The sequence below is a fragment of the Vibrio paracholerae genome (assembly GCF_037672085.1).
Taxonomy (GTDB): Bacteria; Pseudomonadota; Gammaproteobacteria; order Enterobacterales; family Vibrionaceae; genus Vibrio; species Vibrio cholerae.
On the sequence record NZ_JBBHLM010000002.1, the window covers coordinates 297653 to 318576 of the forward strand.

General features: G+C 48.6%; 20 protein-coding genes. 11 read left to right on the forward strand and 9 right to left on the reverse strand.

What is annotated here, in order from left to right; translation table 11 throughout:
* Positions 1-148: 148 nt before the first annotated feature.
* Positions 149-709, forward strand: coding sequence for a VC2662 family protein (locus R4537_RS06670; protein ID WP_071179318.1), 561 nt, complete (start codon positions 149-151; stop codon positions 707-709).
* A gap of 37 nt (positions 710-746) precedes the next feature.
* Here R4537_RS06670 and epmB read toward each other — a convergent pair whose 3' ends face one another.
* The gene (gene epmB / locus R4537_RS06675; protein ID WP_071179317.1) at positions 747-1769 is read right to left on the reverse strand and encodes an EF-P beta-lysylation protein EpmB; all 1023 of its coding nucleotides are present in this window, start codon (positions 1767-1769) and stop codon (positions 747-749) included.
* 32 nt (positions 1770-1801) lie between these two features.
* Between epmB and efp the strand changes: the two genes are divergently transcribed.
* Positions 1802-2368 carry an elongation factor P gene (efp, locus tag R4537_RS06680; protein ID WP_071179316.1) on the forward strand — a complete coding sequence of 189 codons (567 nt, stop codon included), beginning with the start codon at positions 1802-1804 and terminating at the stop codon, positions 2366-2368.
* Positions 2369-2482: 114 nt separating this feature from the next.
* On the opposite strand, the gene frdD is transcribed toward efp, so the two are convergent.
* The 4 genes from frdD to frdA are packed head-to-tail and all read right to left on the reverse strand — an operon-like array spanning position 2483 to position 5808.
* Positions 2483-2845: a fumarate reductase subunit FrdD gene (gene frdD, locus R4537_RS06685; RefSeq protein ID WP_000611154.1), complete on the reverse strand. Its 363-nt coding sequence runs from the start codon at positions 2843-2845 to the stop codon at positions 2483-2485.
* Between the two features lie 10 nt (positions 2846-2855).
* Positions 2856-3239: a fumarate reductase subunit FrdC gene (gene frdC, locus R4537_RS06690; RefSeq protein WP_071179315.1), complete on the reverse strand. Its 384-nt coding sequence runs from the start codon at positions 3237-3239 to the stop codon at positions 2856-2858.
* A 2-nt stretch (positions 3240-3241) separates the two neighbouring features.
* Positions 3242-4000: a succinate dehydrogenase/fumarate reductase iron-sulfur subunit gene (locus R4537_RS06695; protein ID WP_071179314.1), complete on the reverse strand. Its 759-nt coding sequence runs from the start codon at positions 3998-4000 to the stop codon at positions 3242-3244.
* Positions 4000-5808, reverse strand: a complete 1809-nt coding sequence (gene frdA / locus R4537_RS06700) for a fumarate reductase (quinol) flavoprotein subunit (protein ID WP_071179313.1) — start codon at positions 5806-5808, stop codon at positions 4000-4002. Before frdA ends, R4537_RS06695 begins: the two co-directional genes overlap by 1 nt.
* 308 nt (positions 5809-6116) lie before the next feature.
* Here frdA and epmA point away from each other — a divergent pair, with 308 nt between their 5' ends.
* From epmA to cysE, 5 genes are all read left to right on the forward strand, one after another.
* Positions 6117-7091 carry an elongation factor P--(R)-beta-lysine ligase gene (gene epmA / locus R4537_RS06705; protein WP_071179312.1) on the forward strand — a complete coding sequence of 325 codons (975 nt, stop codon included), beginning with the start codon at positions 6117-6119 and terminating at the stop codon, positions 7089-7091.
* A gap of 129 nt (positions 7092-7220) precedes the next feature.
* The gene (locus R4537_RS06710) at positions 7221-7655 is read left to right on the forward strand and encodes a rhodanese-like domain-containing protein (protein WP_001158897.1); all 435 of its coding nucleotides are present in this window, start codon (positions 7221-7223) and stop codon (positions 7653-7655) included.
* Positions 7656-7821: 166 nt separating this feature from the next.
* Positions 7822-8286: a protein-export chaperone SecB gene (gene secB / locus R4537_RS06715; protein ID WP_071179311.1), complete on the forward strand. Its 465-nt coding sequence runs from the start codon at positions 7822-7824 to the stop codon at positions 8284-8286.
* Positions 8287-8475: 189 nt separating this feature from the next.
* Positions 8476-9510, forward strand: coding sequence for an NAD(P)H-dependent glycerol-3-phosphate dehydrogenase (gene gpsA / locus R4537_RS06720; protein WP_071179310.1), 1035 nt, complete (start codon positions 8476-8478; stop codon positions 9508-9510).
* Between the two features lie 72 nt (positions 9511-9582).
* Positions 9583-10404 (forward strand): serine O-acetyltransferase, encoded by an 822-nt coding sequence (cysE, locus tag R4537_RS06725; protein ID WP_000806519.1) that lies wholly within the window; start codon positions 9583-9585, stop codon positions 10402-10404.
* Positions 10405-10519: 115 nt separating this feature from the next.
* On the opposite strand, the gene R4537_RS06730 is transcribed toward cysE, so the two are convergent.
* From R4537_RS06730 to argE, 3 genes are all read right to left on the reverse strand, one after another.
* Complete coding sequence (locus tag R4537_RS06730) at positions 10520-11059, reverse strand: PadR family transcriptional regulator (RefSeq protein ID WP_000056565.1); 540 nt, start codon at positions 11057-11059, stop codon at positions 10520-10522.
* Between the two features lie 358 nt (positions 11060-11417).
* A complete protein-coding gene (gene ppc / locus R4537_RS06735) occupies positions 11418-14048 on the reverse strand; it encodes a phosphoenolpyruvate carboxylase (protein WP_071179309.1) in 2631 nt (876 codons plus the stop codon).
* Between the two features lie 206 nt (positions 14049-14254).
* Positions 14255-15391, reverse strand: a complete 1137-nt coding sequence (argE, locus tag R4537_RS06740; RefSeq protein WP_001130852.1) for an acetylornithine deacetylase — start codon at positions 15389-15391, stop codon at positions 14255-14257.
* Positions 15392-15546: 155 nt separating this feature from the next.
* On the opposite strand from argE, the gene argC reads away from it, so the two are divergent.
* The 4 genes from argC to argH all read left to right on the forward strand — a co-directional run bounded on the left by argC (position 15547) and on the right by argH (position 20246).
* Entirely contained in the window at positions 15547-16548 is a 1002-nt protein-coding gene (gene argC, locus R4537_RS06745; protein WP_071179308.1) for an N-acetyl-gamma-glutamyl-phosphate reductase, read from the forward strand.
* A gap of 9 nt (positions 16549-16557) precedes the next feature.
* Complete coding sequence (gene argB, locus R4537_RS06750; protein ID WP_071179307.1) at positions 16558-17346, forward strand: acetylglutamate kinase; 789 nt, start codon at positions 16558-16560, stop codon at positions 17344-17346.
* Between the two features lie 75 nt (positions 17347-17421).
* Positions 17422-18636: an argininosuccinate synthase gene (locus R4537_RS06755; RefSeq protein ID WP_071179306.1), complete on the forward strand. Its 1215-nt coding sequence runs from the start codon at positions 17422-17424 to the stop codon at positions 18634-18636.
* A gap of 233 nt (positions 18637-18869) precedes the next feature.
* Positions 18870-20246, forward strand: a complete 1377-nt coding sequence (gene argH, locus R4537_RS06760) for an argininosuccinate lyase (RefSeq protein ID WP_071179305.1) — start codon at positions 18870-18872, stop codon at positions 20244-20246.
* Between the two features lie 251 nt (positions 20247-20497).
* On the opposite strand, the gene R4537_RS06765 is transcribed toward argH, so the two are convergent.
* Positions 20498-20752, reverse strand: coding sequence for a DUF3624 domain-containing protein (locus R4537_RS06765; RefSeq protein ID WP_000742078.1), 255 nt, complete (start codon positions 20750-20752; stop codon positions 20498-20500).
* Positions 20753-20924: the final 172 nt, after the last annotated feature.

The following is a 20924-nucleotide window of genomic DNA, read 5'->3' on the forward strand; positions in this document are numbered from 1 at the left end:
TTTATGCCGTCGTTATGCTAAAGCATGGCTAAGAAAATGACCATAAATCGTGCGGAAAAATGACACAGTATTCACATTACCTTATGCAAGGTATGGATAATGTTGCCTAATTCCCCCCCCTTATCCATCCTGATTGGAGGTTATTTTTATGAACAAGCCGTTTGCTTTGATGGCACTTACTGCTGCAATGGCTGCTCCTGCTGCATTGGCTGCAACACCAGTCATGTTCTCTTCTATCGACAACTTCAACACGCCAGATGCGAACCAAGTCGCCGGTGTACGTTTATCGGCACTGCACGGTAAAGTCAATGAAGTCAAAGGAGTCGATTTCTCGATTCTTGGCCTGTCTGAAACCGACAAAACCACAGGTGTGAACTTTGGCTTATTGTTCGGTGCAAGCAAAGTGAACCAAGAGATGACGGGTGCATCTCTGGGTCTTTTGAACTGGAATACGGGTAATACTTACGGTGCGAACTTGGGTTTTGTTAACCTGACTCATGATGTGAAAGGCGCGAACTTGAGCTTTGTGAACTACTCAGAAGGTAACACTCTCGTTGACCTAGGTGCGGCCAACTTCTCGAACACTTCGACAGTGCAGTTTGGCCTATTCAACAAAACTGCAAAAATTGAAGGCGTACAGATTGGTTTGCTCAACTGTGCGGACAACGGTTTCTTTAAGTGTTTCCCAATCATTAACTTTGCGAAGTAATGATGCCAAAAGCGTTGCCTCGGCAACGCTTTTTTCTTTATTCAAGATGCAGATCAAGCGGTGTCTTGCTGGGTCTGCCACCGATTTCTCGAGTTAATTTCGGTACCAGATAGCCTGACACTTGCTCAATCAAGCCTGCCATAATCTGCCTTGCTTTATCATCACTGACGTAAAAATGCGCCGCGCCTTGCACCTTATCCAACACATGCAAGTAATAGGGCAGAATGCCAGCATCAAACAAGGTTTCGCTGAGCGCCACTTGTGCGTCAACCGTGTCATTGACCCCTTTGAGCAACACACCTTGATTGAGTAAGGTGACATTGACAGCTCGTAAACGGGCCATCTGCTGTTTAAGCTCAAGATTGATCTCATTGGCGTGGTTGATGTGTGTCACCAGCAATACTTGCAAGCGGGTTTGCGTGAACAGTTCAACCAATTCATCGGTGATGCGCGCGGGGATCACCACGGGTAATCGCGAGTGAATGCGTAACCGTTTGATGTGCGGAATTGCTGCGATACGCTCCATCAGCCATGCAAGCTCATGATCCTTGGCCATTAAAGGATCGCCGCCGGAGAAAATCACTTCGTTGAGCGGTGGATTTTGCGCAATGTAATCGAGGCTTTGTTGCCAAGCGCTTTTGCCGCCTTTGTTATCTTCATAGGGAAAATGACGGCGAAAGCAATAACGGCAGTTGATGGCGCAACCGCCTTTGACTATTAACAAGCAGCGATTTTTATACTTGTGCAGCAAGCCGGGCACGGTGTTGTTTTGTTCATCCAGTGGGTCATGTGAGTAGCCGGGATGAATCTCAAACTCGGCACTCAGCGGTAAAACTTGCCGTAAAAGTGGATCGGCAGGATTGCCTTTTTGCATGCGATCGACAAAACTTTGCGGCACCCGCTGCGCAAACAGTTTGCGCGCTTCAAATCCGTCTTGCCATGGCGAAGGATCGATCTCAAGTTGCTGCAATAATTGCAGAGGATCGGAGATCGCGTTTGCCAGCTGTTGCAACCAGTTTTGCTCAACAGAAATGACTTTTCGGGTTATGATGTGCGGCATTGATTTTAACTCGAAGATAGTAAGAGGAAAAAATGGCTACTGTTAGCACGAATGAATTTAAAGGCGGTCTCAAAATTATGCTTGATAACGAGCCTTGTGTCATTCTCGAAAACGAGTATGTAAAACCAGGTAAAGGTCAAGCATTCAACCGCGTGAGAATCCGTAAGCTGCTTACTGGTAAAGTTTTGGAAAAAACCTTCAAATCGGGTGACACAGCAGAAGTGGCTGATGTTGTCGATATCGATCTGGATTACCTGTATAACGATGGCGAATTCTACCATTTCATGAACAATACAACGTTCGAACAGCTTGCTGCAGATGCAAAAGCGGTTGGCGAGAATGCTAAATGGTTGGTAGAAAACAACACTTGTATGCTGACGCTGTGGAATGGTAACCCAATCGCGGTCACTCCACCAAACTTCGTTGAGCTAGAAGTGACTGAAACGGATCCAGGCGTAAAAGGTGATACACAAGGTACTGGCGGCAAACCAGCGACTCTGTCTACCGGTGCGGTAGTTCGTGTACCTTTATTCGTACAGATTGGCGAAGTGATCAAAGTGGACACGCGCTCTGCAGAATACGTTGGCCGCGTGAAGTAATCACTTCGGTCATAAGAAAAAACCAACCTTGCGGTTGGTTTTTTTATGCGTGTGGTTTTAGCTTTGCAATAAAAAAGCTGGCCTGTTGTTAGCCAGCTTTTTTGATACTTCATATTAGATCATGAAGATAAACACGACCGCCAATACTGAGATAATGGTTGCAAAGCCGTAGCAAGCAATTTTCCCTGCCACACCGGTGTGGAATTTCAAATCATGCATCCCGTGGTGAACACGGTGCATGGCATGCCACATTGGTAGAGCTAGAGTACCAATGATGAACAGCGCACCAATGATGCTGGTTGCAAAGCTAGACACGCGCTCATAGCTCAGTGCTTCGGCATCAATCACGCCCAGTGGCGCAAGAATGCCCAGTACCAGAACGGTAATCGGGGTGATCATGGCAAACCAAGTGCCACCGGCACCAAACAGGCTCCACCATACAGGTTCGTCTGAACGTCTTGGGTTGGTATTAATCACAATAAGCTCCTTACACCACAATGAGAACGATCAGTGAGATAAAGGCCACGGCCGCCCACTGTGCTAGCACGATGATCTTTTTATCAACCAGTTTACCGCCTAAACGAATCGGTACGACTTGTGGCATCATGCTGAAGAAGGTTTGCGCATGGAACAAGCTACCCGCCAGCGCGACTAGGTTGATCGCAATAACAATTGGGTTGGCCATAAAATCCAACCAAGTTTGCCAAGCTTCAGGGCCTTTGACTAATGAACCTAAACCCAGAGTGAGGAATAAGGTAAATAGGATCAAAGGTAGGACGGTCGCTTCACGCACCATGTAGAAGCGGTAAAAAGGATGATCTTTCCACCAAGTGCGGGTCATTTCACGAACGTAAGGTTTGCGGTTACTCATCCTTATGCCTCCACTTTCTTTGGTGAACCATCAGGGTTCAGCATCGCGATTACGAAGTCTAATGAGGACTCGACTTTGCCTTGGTTTACCGCTGCTGCTGGGTCAACGTGTTTTGGACACACTTCAGAGCAGTAACCCACGAAGGTACAACCCCAAGCGCCATTATCACCGTTAATAAGCTTCATACGCTCGGCTTTACCGTTGTCACGGCTATCGAGGTTGTAGCGGTGTGCCAGAGTGAGTGCCGCAGGGCCTAAGAACTCAGGGTTTAGACCAAACTGTGGACAAGCTGCATAACACAAACCACAGTTGATACAACCAGCAAACTGCTTGTAGCGTGCCATTTGCTCTGGGGTCTGCAGGTTAGTGCCGTCTTCAGGCTTACGATCGTTACCTATGATGTATGGTTTGATCGCTTCTAGGCGCTCGATGAACGGCGTCATATCCACGATCAGGTCTTTCTCGATGGGGAAGTTAGCCAGTGGCTCAATTTTTACGCCTTCTGGGTAATCACGTAAGAAGCTCTTACATGCCAGTTTTGGCACACCATTGACCATGATGCCGCACGATCCACAGATCGCCATACGGCATGACCAGCGGTAAGAAAGATCTTTATCTAAGTGATCTTTCACATAGCCAATCGCATCCAGTATCGACATAGTTTCATCAAACGGAACTTCGAAGCGTTGCATGTGTGGCTCTGCATCGTTGGCTGGATCGTAGCGCAGAATGTCCACTTTTTGAATACGTTGTGCTGACATTATTTTTGCTCCTCTACGCTTTTTCCGGCCGCTTCAGCTGCGGCAGCTTTTTCGGCTGCTTCACCGTACAGACGCGCTTTTGGCTGCGACTTGGTGATTTTCACTGGGCTGTAATCGATCTTCGGTGTTTGACCTTCTTGATAGAATGCCAAAGAGTGTTTGAGGAATTGCACGTCATCACGCTCGGTGCAACCTTCATCAAGACGTTGGTGTGCGCCGCGCGATTCTTTACGTAGGATCGCGGAGTGAACCATGGCTTCTGCCACATCCAGACCGTAACCCACTTCAATCGCGTACAGCAGATCCGTGTTGAACACTTTGCCTTTGTCTTTGATGCTGATGCGCTTGTAACGCTCTTTCAACTCGGCCAGTTTGTCGATGGTTTCTTGCATCAGATCTTCCTGACGGTAGATACCACAACCCGCTTCCATGGTGTGACCCATTTCTGTACGGAGGGTTGCCCAGTTTTCATCACCTTCTTGCTGCATCAGTGCTGCGATGCGATCTTCAACTGCTTTGACTTGTGCGGCGATGGCTTTTTCATTCCAGCCTTTAAACTCTGCAGCGCGCTCAACCGCTTTTTCACCAGCAACGCGGCCAAACACCACAAATTCCGCTAGCGAGTTAGAACCTAAACGGTTCGCGCCATGCAGACCAACAGACGCACATTCACCTACTGCGAACAGGCCTTTAATGCGGGTTTCACATTCGCCATTGGTTTCGATACCACCCATGGTGTAGTGCACGGTTGGACGAATTGGAATCGGCTCTTTTGCTGGGTCAACGTTCACATACGCTTTGGCCAGTTCACAGATGAATGGCAGACGCTCTTGCAGGTATTCTTCACCTAAGTGGCGCAGGTCAAGCAGTACCACATCACCCAGTGGGTGTTTGATGGTGTTGCCTTTTTGCTGCTCATGCCAGAAGGCTTGAGAAACTTTGTCACGCGGACCCAGTTCCATGTATTTGTTCTTTGGTTGACCCACTGGAGTTTCAGGGCCCATACCGTAGTCTTGCAGGTAACGGTAGCCATGTTTGTTGACGATAATACCGCCTTCACCACGACAACCTTCGGTCATCAGAATACCCGTGCCTGGTAGGCCTGTTGGGTGGTATTGAACGAATTCCATATCACGTAGAGGAATACCGTGACGGAAAGCCATTGCCATACCATCACCGGTCACGATGCCGCCATTGGTATTGCAGTGGTAAACGCGACCCGCACCGCCAGTGGCTAGAACAACCGACTTAGCTTTAATGGTGACCAGCTCGCCTTCCGACATATGAATGGCGATCAAACCTTGGATTTCACCTTCATCAACCAGCAAATCCACCACAAAGTACTCATCCAATCGCTTGATTTGTGGGTACTTCATTGAAGTTTGGAACAGGGTGTGCAGCATGTGGAAGCCGGTTTTATCAGCAGCAAACCATGTGCGCTCAACTTTCATGCCGCCGAAGCGACGTACGTTGACTTCACCATTCTCTTTACGGCTCCAAGGACAACCCCATTGCTCCATCTGGATCATTTCGCGGGTTGCATTGGCAACAAAGTATTCAACAACATCCTGTTCACATAGCCAGTCACCACCGCCAACGGTATCGTTGAAGTGGTTATCTAGACTATCTTCATCCTTGATAACTGCTGCGGAGCCACCCTCGGCTGCGACTGTGTGAGAACGCATTGGATAAACTTTAGAAATCAGAGCAACTTCTAAATGAGGGTTTGCTTCTGCCGCTGCAATAGCAGTACGAAGACCAGCGCCACCAGCGCCGATGACTGCGATATCTGTGGTGAGAATTTGCACAGTTATCCTCCAGTGTGATTATTTTATTTTATGGACTGAGTTCGTTTCAGTACCTAGAGTTTTCAAAGTATTGATTTGGAAGTTACAGAGATGGAACTCACTGACTCAACACCTGACCACCCATTAAGTGGTAGGGGTAGTGTAGGAGAGCTTGAAGAATGAAAAATTGATTCTGTTGGGCTTTTGCTTCGGTATTGCAAACTTAAGCATACTATTTGCCCTATATGTGACTGGTGTCACAATTGAGTTTGGCTTTTTGTTCTGAAAGAGTACAATTCGTTATCTCTGTTTCTTGTGATGAGCCACCCATGACTAATTCTGATTGGATGCCGACCGCATCAATAAGCCAATTAAAACAACGCTCGACCTTGTTGCGTCAGATTCGTAAATTTTTTGCTGAGCGCAATGTGCTGGAAGTCGAAACGCCAGCCATGAGCCACGCCACGGTGACGGACATCCATCTACACACGTTTAAAACGGAATTTGTCGGGCCGGGTTATGCCAAAGGCAGCGCGCTGCATTTGATGACCAGCCCTGAATTTCATATGAAGCGTTTGTTGGCCGCGGGCAGTGGTTGTATTTACCAGCTGGGTAAAGCTTTTCGTAACGAAGAAAATGGCCGTTACCACAATCCAGAATTCACCATGTTGGAATGGTATCGGATTGGTTTTGATCACCATGCCTTGATGGATGAAATGGACGCCTTATTGCAATTGGTGCTGCGTTGCGGCAGTGCCGAGCGAATGACTTACCAAGACGCGTTTTTGAATGTGCTTGGCGTTTGCCCACTCGAAGGGGAAATGCGTGAGTTAAAGCAAGTGGCTGCTACGCTGGGTTTAAGTGATATCGCAGAGCCTGAAGAGGATCGTGACACCTTATTACAACTGCTGTTTAGCATTGGCATTGAGCCTAAAATTGGCCAAATCACACCAGCATTTGTGTATGATTTTCCGGCTTCACAAGCGGCGCTGGCCAAAATTAATCCGGCGGATCCGCGCGTGGCCGATCGCTTTGAGGTCTATTTTCAAGGGATTGAGCTCGCGAACGGCTTCCATGAATTGGATAACCCTGCCGAGCAGTTAGCCCGTTTTAAAGCGGATAATGCCAAGCGTTTAGAGATGGGACTGACAGAGCAACCGATTGATTACCATCTGATTGCGGCGCTGGAGGCCGGTTTGCCAGAATGTGCTGGGGTGGCTTTGGGTATTGATCGTTTGATCATGTTGGCGCTTGGCGAGGATCATATTGATAAGGTCACTGCCTTTCCGTTTCCTCGAGCCTGATCGGATTCTCAGTTTGCAACATATTCACCCTGTTCAAACCCAGTTTTAACGAGGTAAGCGCTCGCGTCATGCTGCCAACCTCGTTATACTCCTTGTCTGATTTGAATCCCCATTGCAAGAGCACAGGATATGCAAGAGTACATTGAGTTTTTTCAGCAAAATATGATCCTTTCACTGGCTTGGATCGGTATTTTGGTCGCGTTAATCGCCAGCATCTACAAATCGGCCACCGCGGCTTATCAAGAAGTCACGGCCACCCAAGCCACTCTGTTGATTAACCGTGAAAACGGCATCGTGGTTGACATCCGTAGTAAAGATGAATTCAAACAGGGCCACATTACCGACGCAATTCACATTTTGCCGTCAGACATCAAGGCGGGTAACTTGGCTGGCCTTGAAAGCCATAAATCGAACCCCATTATTGTGGTATGCAAAACAGGTCAAACCGCACGTGAAAGTGCAGATTTACTGACCAAAGCCGGTTTTGAGAAGGTAAATCTTCTTAAAAATGGCTTGATTGCTTGGAATGAAGCTAACCTGCCTTTGGTACGCGGTAAACGCTAAATCCTTAGAGCACCTCGTCGGCGCTGGTGAAAAGATCAGCGCTTGACACTCAGAGTTGTGATATCTACCACGTAATGGCTTGCCCACCTAGTGATCGCACACACTCTCAGTTAGTCTCAGGACACATTGACCTTTGAACCGAATTATCTGAATTAAGGATGAAATCATGGCTGAAGCAGCACAAGCCCCACAACAACAGTTTGCTATCCAACGTATCTATCTAAAAGATGTCTCTTTTGAAGCGCCAAGCTCACCAGTGATGTTCCAAAAAGAGTGGAATCCAGATGTCAAACTGGATCTCGACACGCAAAGCCGTGAATTGGGCGAAGGCGTTTACGAAGTGGTACTGCGCCTGACAGTAACCGTGAAAAACGCAGAAGAGACCGCATTCCTGTGTGAAGTACAACAAGCGGGTATTTTCAGTGCTGAGCAGATGGAAGCAGGCCAATTGGCCCATTGCTTGGGGGCTTTCTGCCCGAACATCCTGTTCCCATACGCACGTGAAACCATTTCAAGCCTAGTGGTGAAAGGTACTTTCCCACAACTGAACCTTGCTCCAGTTAACTTTGACGCGCTGTTCATGAACTACCTGCAACAGCAAGCTCAAGAAGGCGCAACGGCGAACGCATAATTCGCGCGATTGAGTTTTCAGTAAGAATAAAATGCACAGCGCCACCGCGATGTGCATTTTTTGTTTATCACTCGAGTATTGGTTTTTGCACTCTTTATCTGAGACAGCCTTAGCGAAGAAGGTGCAGACTGCAATAGCCTATGTTTGAGTATAGAATAGAGCACAACTTCGTTATCGATAGGCGGAACAATGAGCGAAACACAGAATCACAATAGCTACGGAAAACCTGTTGAAATGACCGTGATAGGTGCGGGCTCCTACGGTACCTCACTGGCGATCTCTTTGGCGCGTAATGGCGCGAATATCGTCCTGTGGGGACATGATGCAGAGCATATGGCGCGCATTGACGCTGACCGCGCTAACCATGAATTTTTGCCCGGAATTGCTTTTCCTGACACTCTGATTGTGGAAACTGACTTGCAAAAAGCGGTGCAAGCGAGCCGTGATCTGCTGGTGGTAGTGCCTAGCCATGTGTTTGGTATCGTGTTGAAAAGTTTGCAGCCACACCTGCGTGCGGATAGCCGCATTTGCTGGGCAACCAAAGGGCTAGAGCCTGAGACTGGAAGGCTACTCCAAGATGTCGCCCATGATGTACTTGGTGATAGCTACCCCCTTGCGGTGCTTTCTGGTCCTACTTTTGCCAAAGAACTGGCGATGGGGATGCCAACCGCGATTTCAGTGGCTTCGCCGGATGCGCAATTTGTACGTGACCTGCAAGAGAAAATTCACTGCAGTAAAACTTTCCGTGTGTACGCCAACAGTGACTTTATCGGTATGCAGCTTGGCGGCGCGGTAAAAAACGTGATTGCGATTGGTGCGGGGATGTCCGATGGTATTGGCTTTGGCGCGAATGCGCGAACCGCTCTTATCACTCGTGGTTTGGCTGAAATGAGCCGCTTAGGCGCCGCTTTAGGCGCGCAGCCGGAAACCTTTATGGGTATGGCAGGATTAGGTGATTTAGTGCTGACTTGTACTGACAACCAATCGCGTAACCGCCGTTTTGGTTTGGCCCTAGGTCAAGGTAAAGATGTGGATACCGCGCAAACCGATATCGGCCAAGTGGTTGAAGGGTATCGCAACACCAAAGAAGTGTGGATGCTAGCGAAACGCATGGGCGTTGAGATGCCGATAGTTGAACAAATTTACCAAGTATTGTATCAAGGAAAAGATGCGCGACTCGCCGCTCAGGATTTGCTGGCACGAGATAAGAAGATGGAGCGTTAATCCGCAGCGCAAGAGATGGAATTGAATCGATAGGGTATAGCTTACCCTATCTTGATTAGGACTGAGTAAGTAATGAAACAGTGCGCACACACCAAGGTTTGGCAAACCATTGTCGCTGAAGCTCGCGAGCAAGCCGAGCAAGAGCCGATGCTCGCCAGTTTTTACCATGCCACCATTATTAAGCATGACAGTTTAAAAGCGGCCTTGAGCTATATTCTAGCTAATCGTTTGAACACTGCCTCCATGCCTGCGATGGCAGTACGAGAAGTGATTGAAGAAGCGTTTGCTGCTGATCCGAGTATCTCAGAAGCGGCGGCGTGTGATATTTGCGCGACAGTCAACCGCGATCCTGCCGTCTCTATGTACTCGATGCCGCTACTTTACCTAAAAGGCTATCATGCTTTGCAAGGTTATCGGGTGGCTAACTGGTTATGGCGACAAGGGCGTAAGGCGCTCGCGACCTATTTCCAAAATCAGATATCTGTGGCGTGTCAGGTGGATATTCACCCTGCGGCGCGTATTGGTCGCGGCATCATGCTCGATCACGCGACGGGGATCGTGATTGGTGAAACCGCCGTGGTAGAAGATGATGTGTCGATTTTGCAGGACGTCACGCTTGGTGGTACCGGTAAAGAGTGCGGGGATCGTCACCCGAAAATTCGTGAAGGGGTGATGATTGGTGCGGGCGCGAAAATCTTAGGTAACATTGAGGTCGGTGAAGGCGCGAAGATTGGTTCTGGCTCGGTCGTGTTACAAGCCGTACCGCCCCATACTACAGTCGCTGGAGTGCCTGCGCGGATTGTGGGACGGCCACAATCGGATAAGCCTTCTTTGGATATGGATCAGCAGTTTAATGGTCGTTCGCAGACATTTATCGGCGGTGATGGTATCTAGAGACTCTCTCTATCTCTGCTCTCACGGTATTTAAGTGCTCATTCCGCGCTTGAGCAAAAAATAAAAAGGATGATGGTGACATCATCCTTTTTTACATCGGCAGGTTTGGCTTGGCTTATGCCATCGCGTTCAATTCTGCCAATACTTCGTCCGCCCATTGAATCCATGCTTGGCGAACCAGTAAATTACGACGTAGCGTTAAACGCTCTAAACGTTGCTGCTTGTCTAACACGGCTGGGTTAGCGTAATAAGCGGCTTCGATTTCCTGATAGTGAGCGACCAGTTTACGTGATTCTTCAACCAGTTCAGCCAGTTGCAGACGGTAAGGTTCTGCTGATTGTACTGAACAAGCCATCAATTTCGCACTAAACTCATCACGCACGGTTGGGTGTGCGGTTGGTTGATCAAACCACTCACCTAAAGCGCTGCGGCCAGCTTGGGTTATAGAATAAACCTTGCGATCTGGTTTGCCTTCCTGTGGTTCCAGAACACAAGTCACTAAACCCTGTTCCCCCATTTTATTGAGTTCACGATATACCTGCTGATGGCTGGCTTTCCAGAAGTAGCCAATGCTAGCAGAAAACTCTTTGGTTATATCGTACCCGGTTGCATCGCGAGTGCTAAGAACAGTAAGGATAACGTGTGGTAATGACATGTCTTCAATCCAAAAATTAAGTCAACATAAACTTCTATCTAAACAGTTGTTGTGCTTCTAATGGCACGCATATCAACGCATTTAAATACCTGCAGCGCAAAATTCGGCTGCTTATGTCACCTTATAAAGCCGGTTATCACCTAGAGTGGCGTATGTCTTTGCATACTTTGACTGTGAGATTGCTTTACATTACTTATCACAGAGGGAACGTAGTATATCTAAATAATAAGCATAAAGTGGAATACAAATATGCTGATTAGTCGAAAAACTGACATTATTCTCAATAATGCAAAAATGTAAAACAAAAGGCCGCAAAGTTGCGACCTTTTGGGTTTTTATACTGCCATTTAGCGGTTTGTTAACCAGTATTGCGCATTCCTGCCGCAATTCCTGCTATGGTCACCATCAAGGCTTCTTCCAGTTCTGGAGCAGGAAGTTCTGATTGACGGGTACGATACAGCAGTTCTGCTTGCAGCATATTGAGTGGTTCAATATAGATGTTACGCAGACGAATCGACTCTTGTCCCCAAGGATCGCTTTGCATCAGGTTCTCGTTGTTCTCAACGTTCAGCACAACTTTAATGTCTTGTTGTAATTGAGCACGCAATTTTTCACCCAATGGACGCAAAATCGGTTCAACAAGTCGCTCATCATAATGACGCGCGATGCTTACACTGCATTTGGTGTACACCATTTCCAACATGCCAAGACGAGTTGAGAAGAATGGCCATTTGCGACACATCTCTTCAAGTAGCGCTTGGTGTCCTTCATTAATGGCAATTTGGATCGCTTCTCCTGCGCCTAACCAAGCGGGAAGAATGAGACGATTCTGGCTCCATGAGAAGATCCATGGAATGGCTCGCAGGCTCTCGACTCCACCAGTAGGATTACGTTTGGCGGGTCTGGAACCCAATGGCAGCTTGCCGAGTTCTAATTCTGGTGTGGCTTGACGGAAGTAAGGAACAAAGTCTGGTTCACCACGCACGACTTTTCGGTAAGCATTGCACGAAATTTCCGACAGAATATCCATCAGCGCACGCCACTCATTTTTAGGCTCTGGTGGGGGTAGCAAGTTGGCTTCCAAAATAGCGCTGGCGTACATGTTAAAGCTGTTGACCGCCACTTCAGGTAGACCCAGTTTAAAGCGGATCATTTCGCCTTGTTCGGTTACACGCAGACCGCCCTTCAAACTCTTCGGTGGCTGAGAAAGCAGTGCCGCATGTGCAGGAGCACCGCCGCGACCAATTGTGCCGCCGCGACCATGGAATAGGGTGAGTTCGATCCCTGCTTCTTCGCCAACTTTCACTAGCGCTTCCATCGCTCGGTATTGCGCCCAGCCTGCCGCCATCACCCCTGCATCTTTGGCGGAATCGGAGTAACCAATCATCACCATTTGGTGGTTCTGAATAAAGCCGCGATACAGGTCGATGTTCATCAGTTGACGGATCACCGATTCTGCATTGTTCAAGTCATCTAAGGTTTCAAACAGCGGGCAAACATCCATACGATAAGGACATCCCGCCTCTTGCAGTAGCAGGTGCACGGCGAGGACATCCGATGCAGTGCGCGCCATCGAAATCACGTAAGCGCCAAAAGCATCTTTGGACTGTGCAGCGATGATCTTACAGGTATCCAACACCTCTTTGACTTGAGGCGACGGTTGCCAATCGCGTGGTAGCAGAGGGCGTTTCGAGTTCAGCTCTGTGGTCAGGAAAGCGATTTTATCTTGCTCGCTCCACTGATTGTAATCGCCGATGCCGAGATGGCGGGTCAGTTCCGAGATCACTTCAGCATGACGTGAGCTTTCTTGACGAACATCGAGGCGAACCAGATGCACGCCAAAGGCTTTAATGCGGCGCAGGGTATCGAGCAACGAACCATCTGCGATTACGCCCATGCCACACTCATGCAGTGATTGGTAACAAGCGTAAAGCGGTTCCCACAACTGATCTGCGGTTTGTAAAGGGGCTTTCACTGCCAGTTTTTGGCCGTTGAGTTTTGCATCAAGAATTTCAATCGTCTCTTGCAGCAAGCTTCGTATTGGCTTGAGGATGGCGCGATAAGGTTCGTGCTCTTCGCCGGCTAAAGCGCGTACGGCTTCATTACACTTGGTCATCGAAAGTTCGCTGACCAGTTCATTGATATCGGTGAGATACAAATCAGCTGCTTTCCAGCGTGACAGTAACAGCACTTCGCGTGTGATAGTGTGGGTCACAAAGGGGTTACCATCGCGATCTCCACCCATCCAAGATGAGAAATGCACAGGGCGTGCATCAATCGGTAAACCTTCACCTAAGTAAGATTTCACCTGTTCATCCAGCTCACGCAAAAACTCAGGAACAGCGTGCCACAGTGAGTTTTCTACGACTGCGAACCCCCATTTGGCTTCATCTAATGGCGTTGGACGCTGCTGACGAATCACATCCGAATGCCAACTTTGGGCAATTAATTGCTCAAGGCGGCGCTCGGTTTTATGGCGCTCTTTCGGAGAGAGGTCGCTGAGCTCAAGTTTGGACAGACACTCGTTGATTTTGACTAGCTTGTTGATCATGGTGCGACGAGTGATCTCAGTCGGATGAGCGGTCAATACTAGCTCAATGTTGAGATCGCGAATGGCTTGCGCCGTATCAAATTTACTGACCGACTTCTGCGCCAGTTTAGCAAACAGGCTACCAATCGCATCCAACTCATTCACGTGGCTTTCACAGTGGCGTGAGATGGTGTGATACTGCTCGGCAATATTGGTCAGGTTCAGGAATTGGTTAAAGGCGCGAGCCACGGGAGTCAGTTGGTGGTTAGGAAGATTTTTGATCTCTTCGATCAGCAGCTCGCGGTCTGCTTGGTTGCCCGCTCGGGCAGATTTGGAAAGTTTTCGGATGGTTTCCACTTTCGCTAAAATAACGTCACCATCGGCGGCTTGAATTGTCTGGCCGAGTAGTCGTCCTAACATGCTTACGTTACTTTTGAGCGCAGCGTATTTTTCGTTCATTGTCATCCTGCCTTGAAAAAAAATTACATCCAATGTGAGTTCAGTTAATTACACAATCTTGACCATTTTGTCCAGTGGACTTGCGGTTAAGACTAAGATTCCATTTATTGTCATCCGCATAGGTGCAGAGATTGTTTAACTAAAAACACCAAATTATTGAAAATTTCTTACAAAAAAGCCCTGAGGTTGAACTCAGGGCGATCAATTTAGAAACAATATTTCTGCATGGCTCGTGATAGCACGCGTACCGTTGGGTCAATAAATTCAAACGCCAAAAACTCATCCGGTTGATGAGCTTGATCGATCGAGCCTGGGCCTAGTACTAAGGTCGGGCAGATTTGCTGCAAGAAGGGCGCTTCGGTGCAGTAGTTTACGGTCTGTGCTTCTTGCTCACAGATTTCGCTAATGCCATGAATAAACGGGTGATCATGAGCGCACTCATAACCGGGGATCGGGTCATGCAGCGGGACGAGTTCAATGCGCCCCGGCCACTTTTGCTGTACCTCACGTAGAGCGTCACGCATCAAGTTATCTAAACCATCTAAGCTAATGCCGGGTAGAGGGCGAACGTCATAATGCAGTTCGCAGCAACCACAAATTCGGTTTGGGCTATCGCCACCATGAATGTGACCAAGGTTCAGCGTTGGAGTCGGAATTTCAAATCCCGGATGGTGATATTCTTTAATTAAGCGATCGCGCAGCTGCATGAGAGCAAACAGCACTTCGTGCATGATCTCAATCGCATTGACCCCCAGCGCTGGATTGGATGAATGGCCAGATTTACCGGTAACGCGAATGGCATTCGCCACATGGCCTTTGTGCGCGCGGATCGGCACTAAGCTGGTTGGTTCACCGATGATGCAGTAATCCGGTTTAAATGGGGCGTTTTCGGTAAAGTGGCGTGCACCGAGCATAGTAGTTTCTTCATCGCAGGTCGCCAGCACATACAGCGGCTTGGTTTGTTTGCGCCAATCGACGTTTTTCACCGCTTCATAAATAAAGGCGAAGAAACCTTTCATATCCGCGGTTCCTAATCCATAGAAGCGATTATTGGCTTGCGTGAGCGCATGCGGGTTGTAATTCCAGCGACCCTCATCAAACGGCACAGTATCACTGTGTCCTGCTAATAATAAGCCGCCTTCACCGCTACCGAGTTTGGCAATCAAGTTCTGCTTATTCGGGGCGACTTGCTCAATTTGAATCGAAAAACCGAGCGCGCTGAGCCAATCGGCTAATTTTGCGATCACCTGCTCATTACCTTCATCCCAGCGCGCGTCGGTTGAACTGATTGAAGAGGTTGAAATCAGGCCTTCATAGACCTCAAGGAAACTGGGTAACGGCATTTTATCTTTGCTCCTGCTATTGACAGAGTGTCGGCGAAACTGTAAAACACATATTAAATCACTTTAAGTGAATAAAAAACCAATTAATCGTAATTTTGAAAGATGAATAATCAGCGTTGCACGCTCTCTTTCACCACTTAATACGGATGTTTTTGATGTTAAAAACCACCATCATCGGCGCAAGCGGTTACACCGGAGCAGAACTGGCTCTTATGGTGCACAAACACCCACAACTCACGCTATCAGGTTTATACGTTTCCGCCAACAGTGTGGATGCGGGCAAATCGCTGGCGCAGTTGCATGGTCGAGTGGCAGGGCTGATTGATATGCCAGTGCAAGCCTTGACTGATGTGGATGCGGTGGCGGCCGAGTGTGATGTGGTCTTTCTGGCCACTGCCCATGAAGTGAGTCATGACCTCGCGCCGCAATTTCTCGCTCAAGGCTGTCAGGTGTTTGATTTATCTGGTGCATTTCGGGTGCAGAGCGAGTCGTTTTATCCAACCTTCTATGGCTTTGCGCATCAGCATTCTGAATGGTTGGAAAAAGCGGTGTACGGCCTTGCTGAGTGGAATGCGGAAGCAATCAAAACTAGCTCTATGATTGCTGTTGCGGGTTGCTACCCAACCGCATCACAACTGGCGATTAAGCCTCTGTTGGTGGATGGGTTAATCGACACGACCCAATGGCCAGTGATTAACGCGGTGAGTGGTGTCTCAGGTGCGGGGCGTAAAGCCACCATGACCAATAGCTTCTGCGAAGTGAGCTTGCAGCCTTACGGTGTGTTTAATCACCGTCATCAACCAGAAATTGCGACTCACCTAGGCTGTGAAGTGATCTTCACCCCGCATCTTGGCAACTTTAAGCGCGGCATTCTGGCCACCATCACCATGAAACTGGCAGATGGTGTCACCGAGCAGCAAGTCGCAGAAGCTTTTAGCAAAGCGTATCAAGATAAGCCGTTGGTGCGTTTCAGCAATGGTTTACCACGGATTCAAGATGTCGAGTTTACCCCATTTTGTGACCTCGGCTGGAAGGTACAAGGACGTCACATCATAGTGGTGTCTGCTATCGACAATTTATTGAAAGGCGCATCGAGTCAAGCGATGCAGTGTTTAAACATTCACTACGGTTTCGATGAATTAACCGCGTTGGTGTAAGGGTTCAACATGTCAGATCTTAAGCTCAGTCCTTTAGTGATTAAGTTAGGCGGTGCGGCGCTCGATTGCGCAGAGACACTTAGCAAACTGTTTGGTGCGATTGCCCAATATCAGAACCAAGCCCAGCGACGCATCGTGATCGTGCATGGCGGTGGTTATCTGGTCGATGATTTAATGGCCAAGCTGCAACTCAAATCGGTCAAAAAAGAGGGTTTGCGCGTCACTCCGTATGATCAAATTCCGATCATTGCCGGCGCTCTGGCTGGTACAGCCAACAAGATGCTGCAAGGCCAAGCGATCAAAGATGGCATCAATGCCGTGGGTTTGTCACTGGCGGATGGCGGTTTATGCCACGTCGAGGAGTTAGATCCTGAACTGGGCGCGGTTGGTAAAGCCACGCCGGGCGACTCCACTCTGCTGCAAGCGATTTTGGCTACTGGTGCGATGCCTATTATCAGCTCGATTGGCCTAACTGCCCAGGGGCAGATGATGAACGTCAACGCTGACCAAGCGGCGGTGGCGGTGGCGGGTGCTCTGGATGCGGAATTGGTCCTGCTCTCGGATGTCAGTGGTGTGTTGGATGGCAAGGGCCACCTTATCGCTACCTTAGATGCTAAACAAGCGGATGCAATGATTGCTGGCAAAGTGATTACCGACGGTATGATCGTCAAAGTGAAAGCAGCTTTGGAAGCAGCGCAAGATTTAGGGCGTCCGATTGAAGTGGCGACCTGGCGTTACCCAGAGAAGCTCGCCAAGTTATTTGGCGGCGAAAGCATCGGCACCCGTTTTCTACCTTAAGATTTTAAGTCACTAATTTGATTCAACCTGAGCACTGACCGCCAAGCGCAGAGCCAGGAATATGGAGATACATCAATGAGTAAAGTACAAGTTAAAAAAGTAGTTGTGGCATATTCTGGCGGTCTGGACACGTCGGTGATCATTCCATGGTTAAAAGAAAATTATGACTGTGAAGTGGTGGCGTTTGTGGCTGATGTAGGCCAAGGTGATGAAGAGCTGAAAGGCGTTGAAGCCAAAGCGCTCTCATCGGGTGCCTCGGAATGTTACATCGTTGACCTGAAAGAAGAGTTTGTTAAAGAGTACATCTACCCAACGCTGAAAACCGGTGCTTACTATGAAGGTAAATACCTGCTCGGTACTTCCATGGCGCGTCCGGTGATTGCGAAAGCGCAAGTAGAAATCGCGCGTAAAGTGGGAGCGGATGCACTGGCGCACGGTTGTACTGGTAAAGGTAACGACCAAGTGCGTTTTGAAGGTGCTTTTGCGGCACTGGCTCCAGATCTGCATGTGATTGCGCCTTGGCGTGAGTGGGATCTGCGTAGCCGTGAAGCGTGTTTGGATTACCTTGCCGAGCGCAACATTCCTTGTGCCGCGTCATTGACTAAGATCTACTCGCGTGATGCCAACGCATGGCACGTTTCTACCGAAGGTGGCGTATTGGAAAACACATGGAATGCGCCAAACGAAGATTGCTGGGTGTGGACAGTTGATCCTGAGCAAGCGCCTAACGAAGCCGAATATGTCACGCTGCAAGTGGCGCATGGCGAAGTGGTCGCCGTTGATGGCGAAGCCATGACCCCTTACAACGCTTTGCTTTACCTCAACCAAAAGGGCGCGAAGCATGGTGTCGGCCGTATCGACATCGTGGAAAACCGTCTGGTAGGTATGAAATCTCGCGGCTGTTACGAAACTCCGGGAGGCACCATCATCATGGAAGCGCTGCGTGCGGTTGAGCAACTGGTTCTGGATAAAACCTCATTCGAATTCCGTGAAGAGCTGGGTATTAAAGCGTCACACCTTGTTTATGATGGTCGTTGGTTCACGCCACTGCGTCAGGCGGTATTTGCGGCAGCCGATGAGCTGGCGAAAGATGTCAACGGTGAAGTGGTGATTAAACTTTATAAAGGCCAAGCCGTGGCAACGCAAAAACGTTCGGCTAACAGCCTTTACTCAGAAGATTTCGCGACCTTTGGTGCCGATGAAGTGTATGACCACAGCCACGCAGGCGGCTTCATCCGTCTTTACTCGCTGTCGAGCCGTATCCGCGCTCTGAGCAAAAATAAGCAGTAATCAGCGCAGTCATCGGTTTATATAATAAGGATCGCACTGCGATCCTTATCCCCTTCCTAATTGAAGTTGCAGCGGTGTTGGCTACGTTCATTCACCCCAATCACATAGTTTATCTATGCTCATGGGGATTCACTCACTTGCCGCCTACCTGCCACTCCAATGAGTTTGGGGGACATTTTCAGTTATCACATCCTCGACGGCGGTTGCGGTGAGAGGAAAGCAGGAGATTAAGCATGGCATTATGGGGCGGAAGATTTACCCAAGCGGCAGACAGTCGGTTTAAAGCATTCAATGATTCACTGCGTTTTGATTATCGCTTAGCCGAGCAAGATATTGTTGGATCAATCGCTTGGTCGAAAGCCTTGGTCTCCGTCAATGTCTTGAGCGTGCAGGAGCAACAACAGTTAGAGCATGCGTTAAATCAACTATTGCAATCGGTTCAGCAAGATCCTGAGCAAATCTTAGCCTCTGATGCAGAAGATATTCACTCTTGGGTCGAGCAGAAGCTGATTGAGCAAGTCGGTGATCTCGGTAAAAAACTGCACACAGGGCGTTCGCGTAACGATCAGGTTGCGACCGATCTTAAGCTTTGGTGTCGCGATCAGGGAGTCCATCTGCTGCTTGCTCTGAAAACGCTACAACAACAGTTGGTGGCAGTGGCGGCTGAACATCAAGCGACCGTTTTGCCGGGCTACACCCATTTGCAACGCGCGCAACCGGTGACATTTGCCCATTGGTGTTTAGCTTATTTGGAAATGTTTGAGCGTGATGAGTCCCGTTTGACTGATGCTCTAGCGCGTTTAAACACCTCACCACTGGGTTCTGGTGCATTAGCGGGAACCGCTTACGCGATTGATCGTGAGGTGCTAGCCGCGGATCTCGGGTTTACTCGCGCGACACGTAACTCGCTGGATGCAGTTTCCGATCGCGATCATGTGATGGAGCTGATGTCAGTCGCATCGATCTCTATGCTGCATTTGTCGCGTTTGGCGGAAGACATGATCTTCTACACCACAGGCGAAGCGGGCTTTATTGAATTGGCCGATACGGTGACTTCTGGCTCTTCACTGATGCCACAAAAGAAAAACCCCGATGCACTTGAGTTGATCCGCGGTAAAACCGGACGTGTCTACGGTGCATTGGCGGGGATGATGATGACAGTCAAAGCTTTGCCGCTGGCGTACAACAAAGACATGCAAGAAGACAAAGAAGGGCTATTTGATGCGCTCGACACTTGGTTTGATTGTTTGCAAATGGCGGGACTTTGCTTTGATGGCATTAAAGTCAATGCGGCGCGTACGTTAGAAGCGGCCAAGCAAGGCTACTCGAACGCGACTGAATTGGCTGATTATCTCGTTGCGAAAGGCATTCCATTTCGTGAAGCACACCATATTGTCGGGGTGGCGGTGGTTGCAGCTATTGGTAAGGGCGTGGCGTTGGAAGAGCTCTCTTTGGCCGAACTGCAACAGTTTTCGCCTTTGATTGAACAAGATGTCTATTCGATCCTGACTATTGAGTCTTGTTTAGAGAAACGCTGCGCACTGGGTGGCGTATCACCCAAACAAGTGGCGCATGCTCTTCAGCAGGCTCAAGCGCGCGTGAAGTCTTAAAATTTCAGCGAGCTTGTTGATCCTATGAGATAAATGGAAAAAAAACAGTGGTGCAACTATTTGAGCAATAAGAGGAATCATCTCAAAGAAAAAAGATCGTAAAAAAGATCATTTTTTTATGAACCTTTTGCTTAGAGCTCTGTCTATTACTGTACCACTGCTTTTTCTTAGAAGACTCTAAGAAGGCCCTAAATCTGTACTAGGTTTAGGGCTTTTTTCTTTTCTACATAGCAGAAAGTTTAATCCGGGTTCTAATCCTCTTTTCCTTGTCGTTTACGCCAAGGCAAGATCACGTACTTCATCCATAAATGCAGAAACAGTAACCCGTTAAAGGCAAACCCCGCAAGGATCAGACTGATCGACTCGATGCTGGTCGGGTCCTCTTTAAAGCCCCAAAACCAAATGATCCACACGACAACGGACAACACCGTGAGTTGATCCATACAGCGTTGACAGCGGCCAATTTTTTTCCAAAACCAATGTTCGCTGCACTCTCCACAAGCCATACACTCTACCTTAAGCCAAAAGATGTGATTGTCAGTCGGTGAACAACACCGAGTTGCTAAAACATCAAGGAGTATAACCCAGCGCAAGTATGATGCCGAAGCTTGAGGGCAGAGTTAAGGGCAGTGAGAACTGAATGAGCTCAACCAAATGCAATCTAATCCAAAAAGCCTG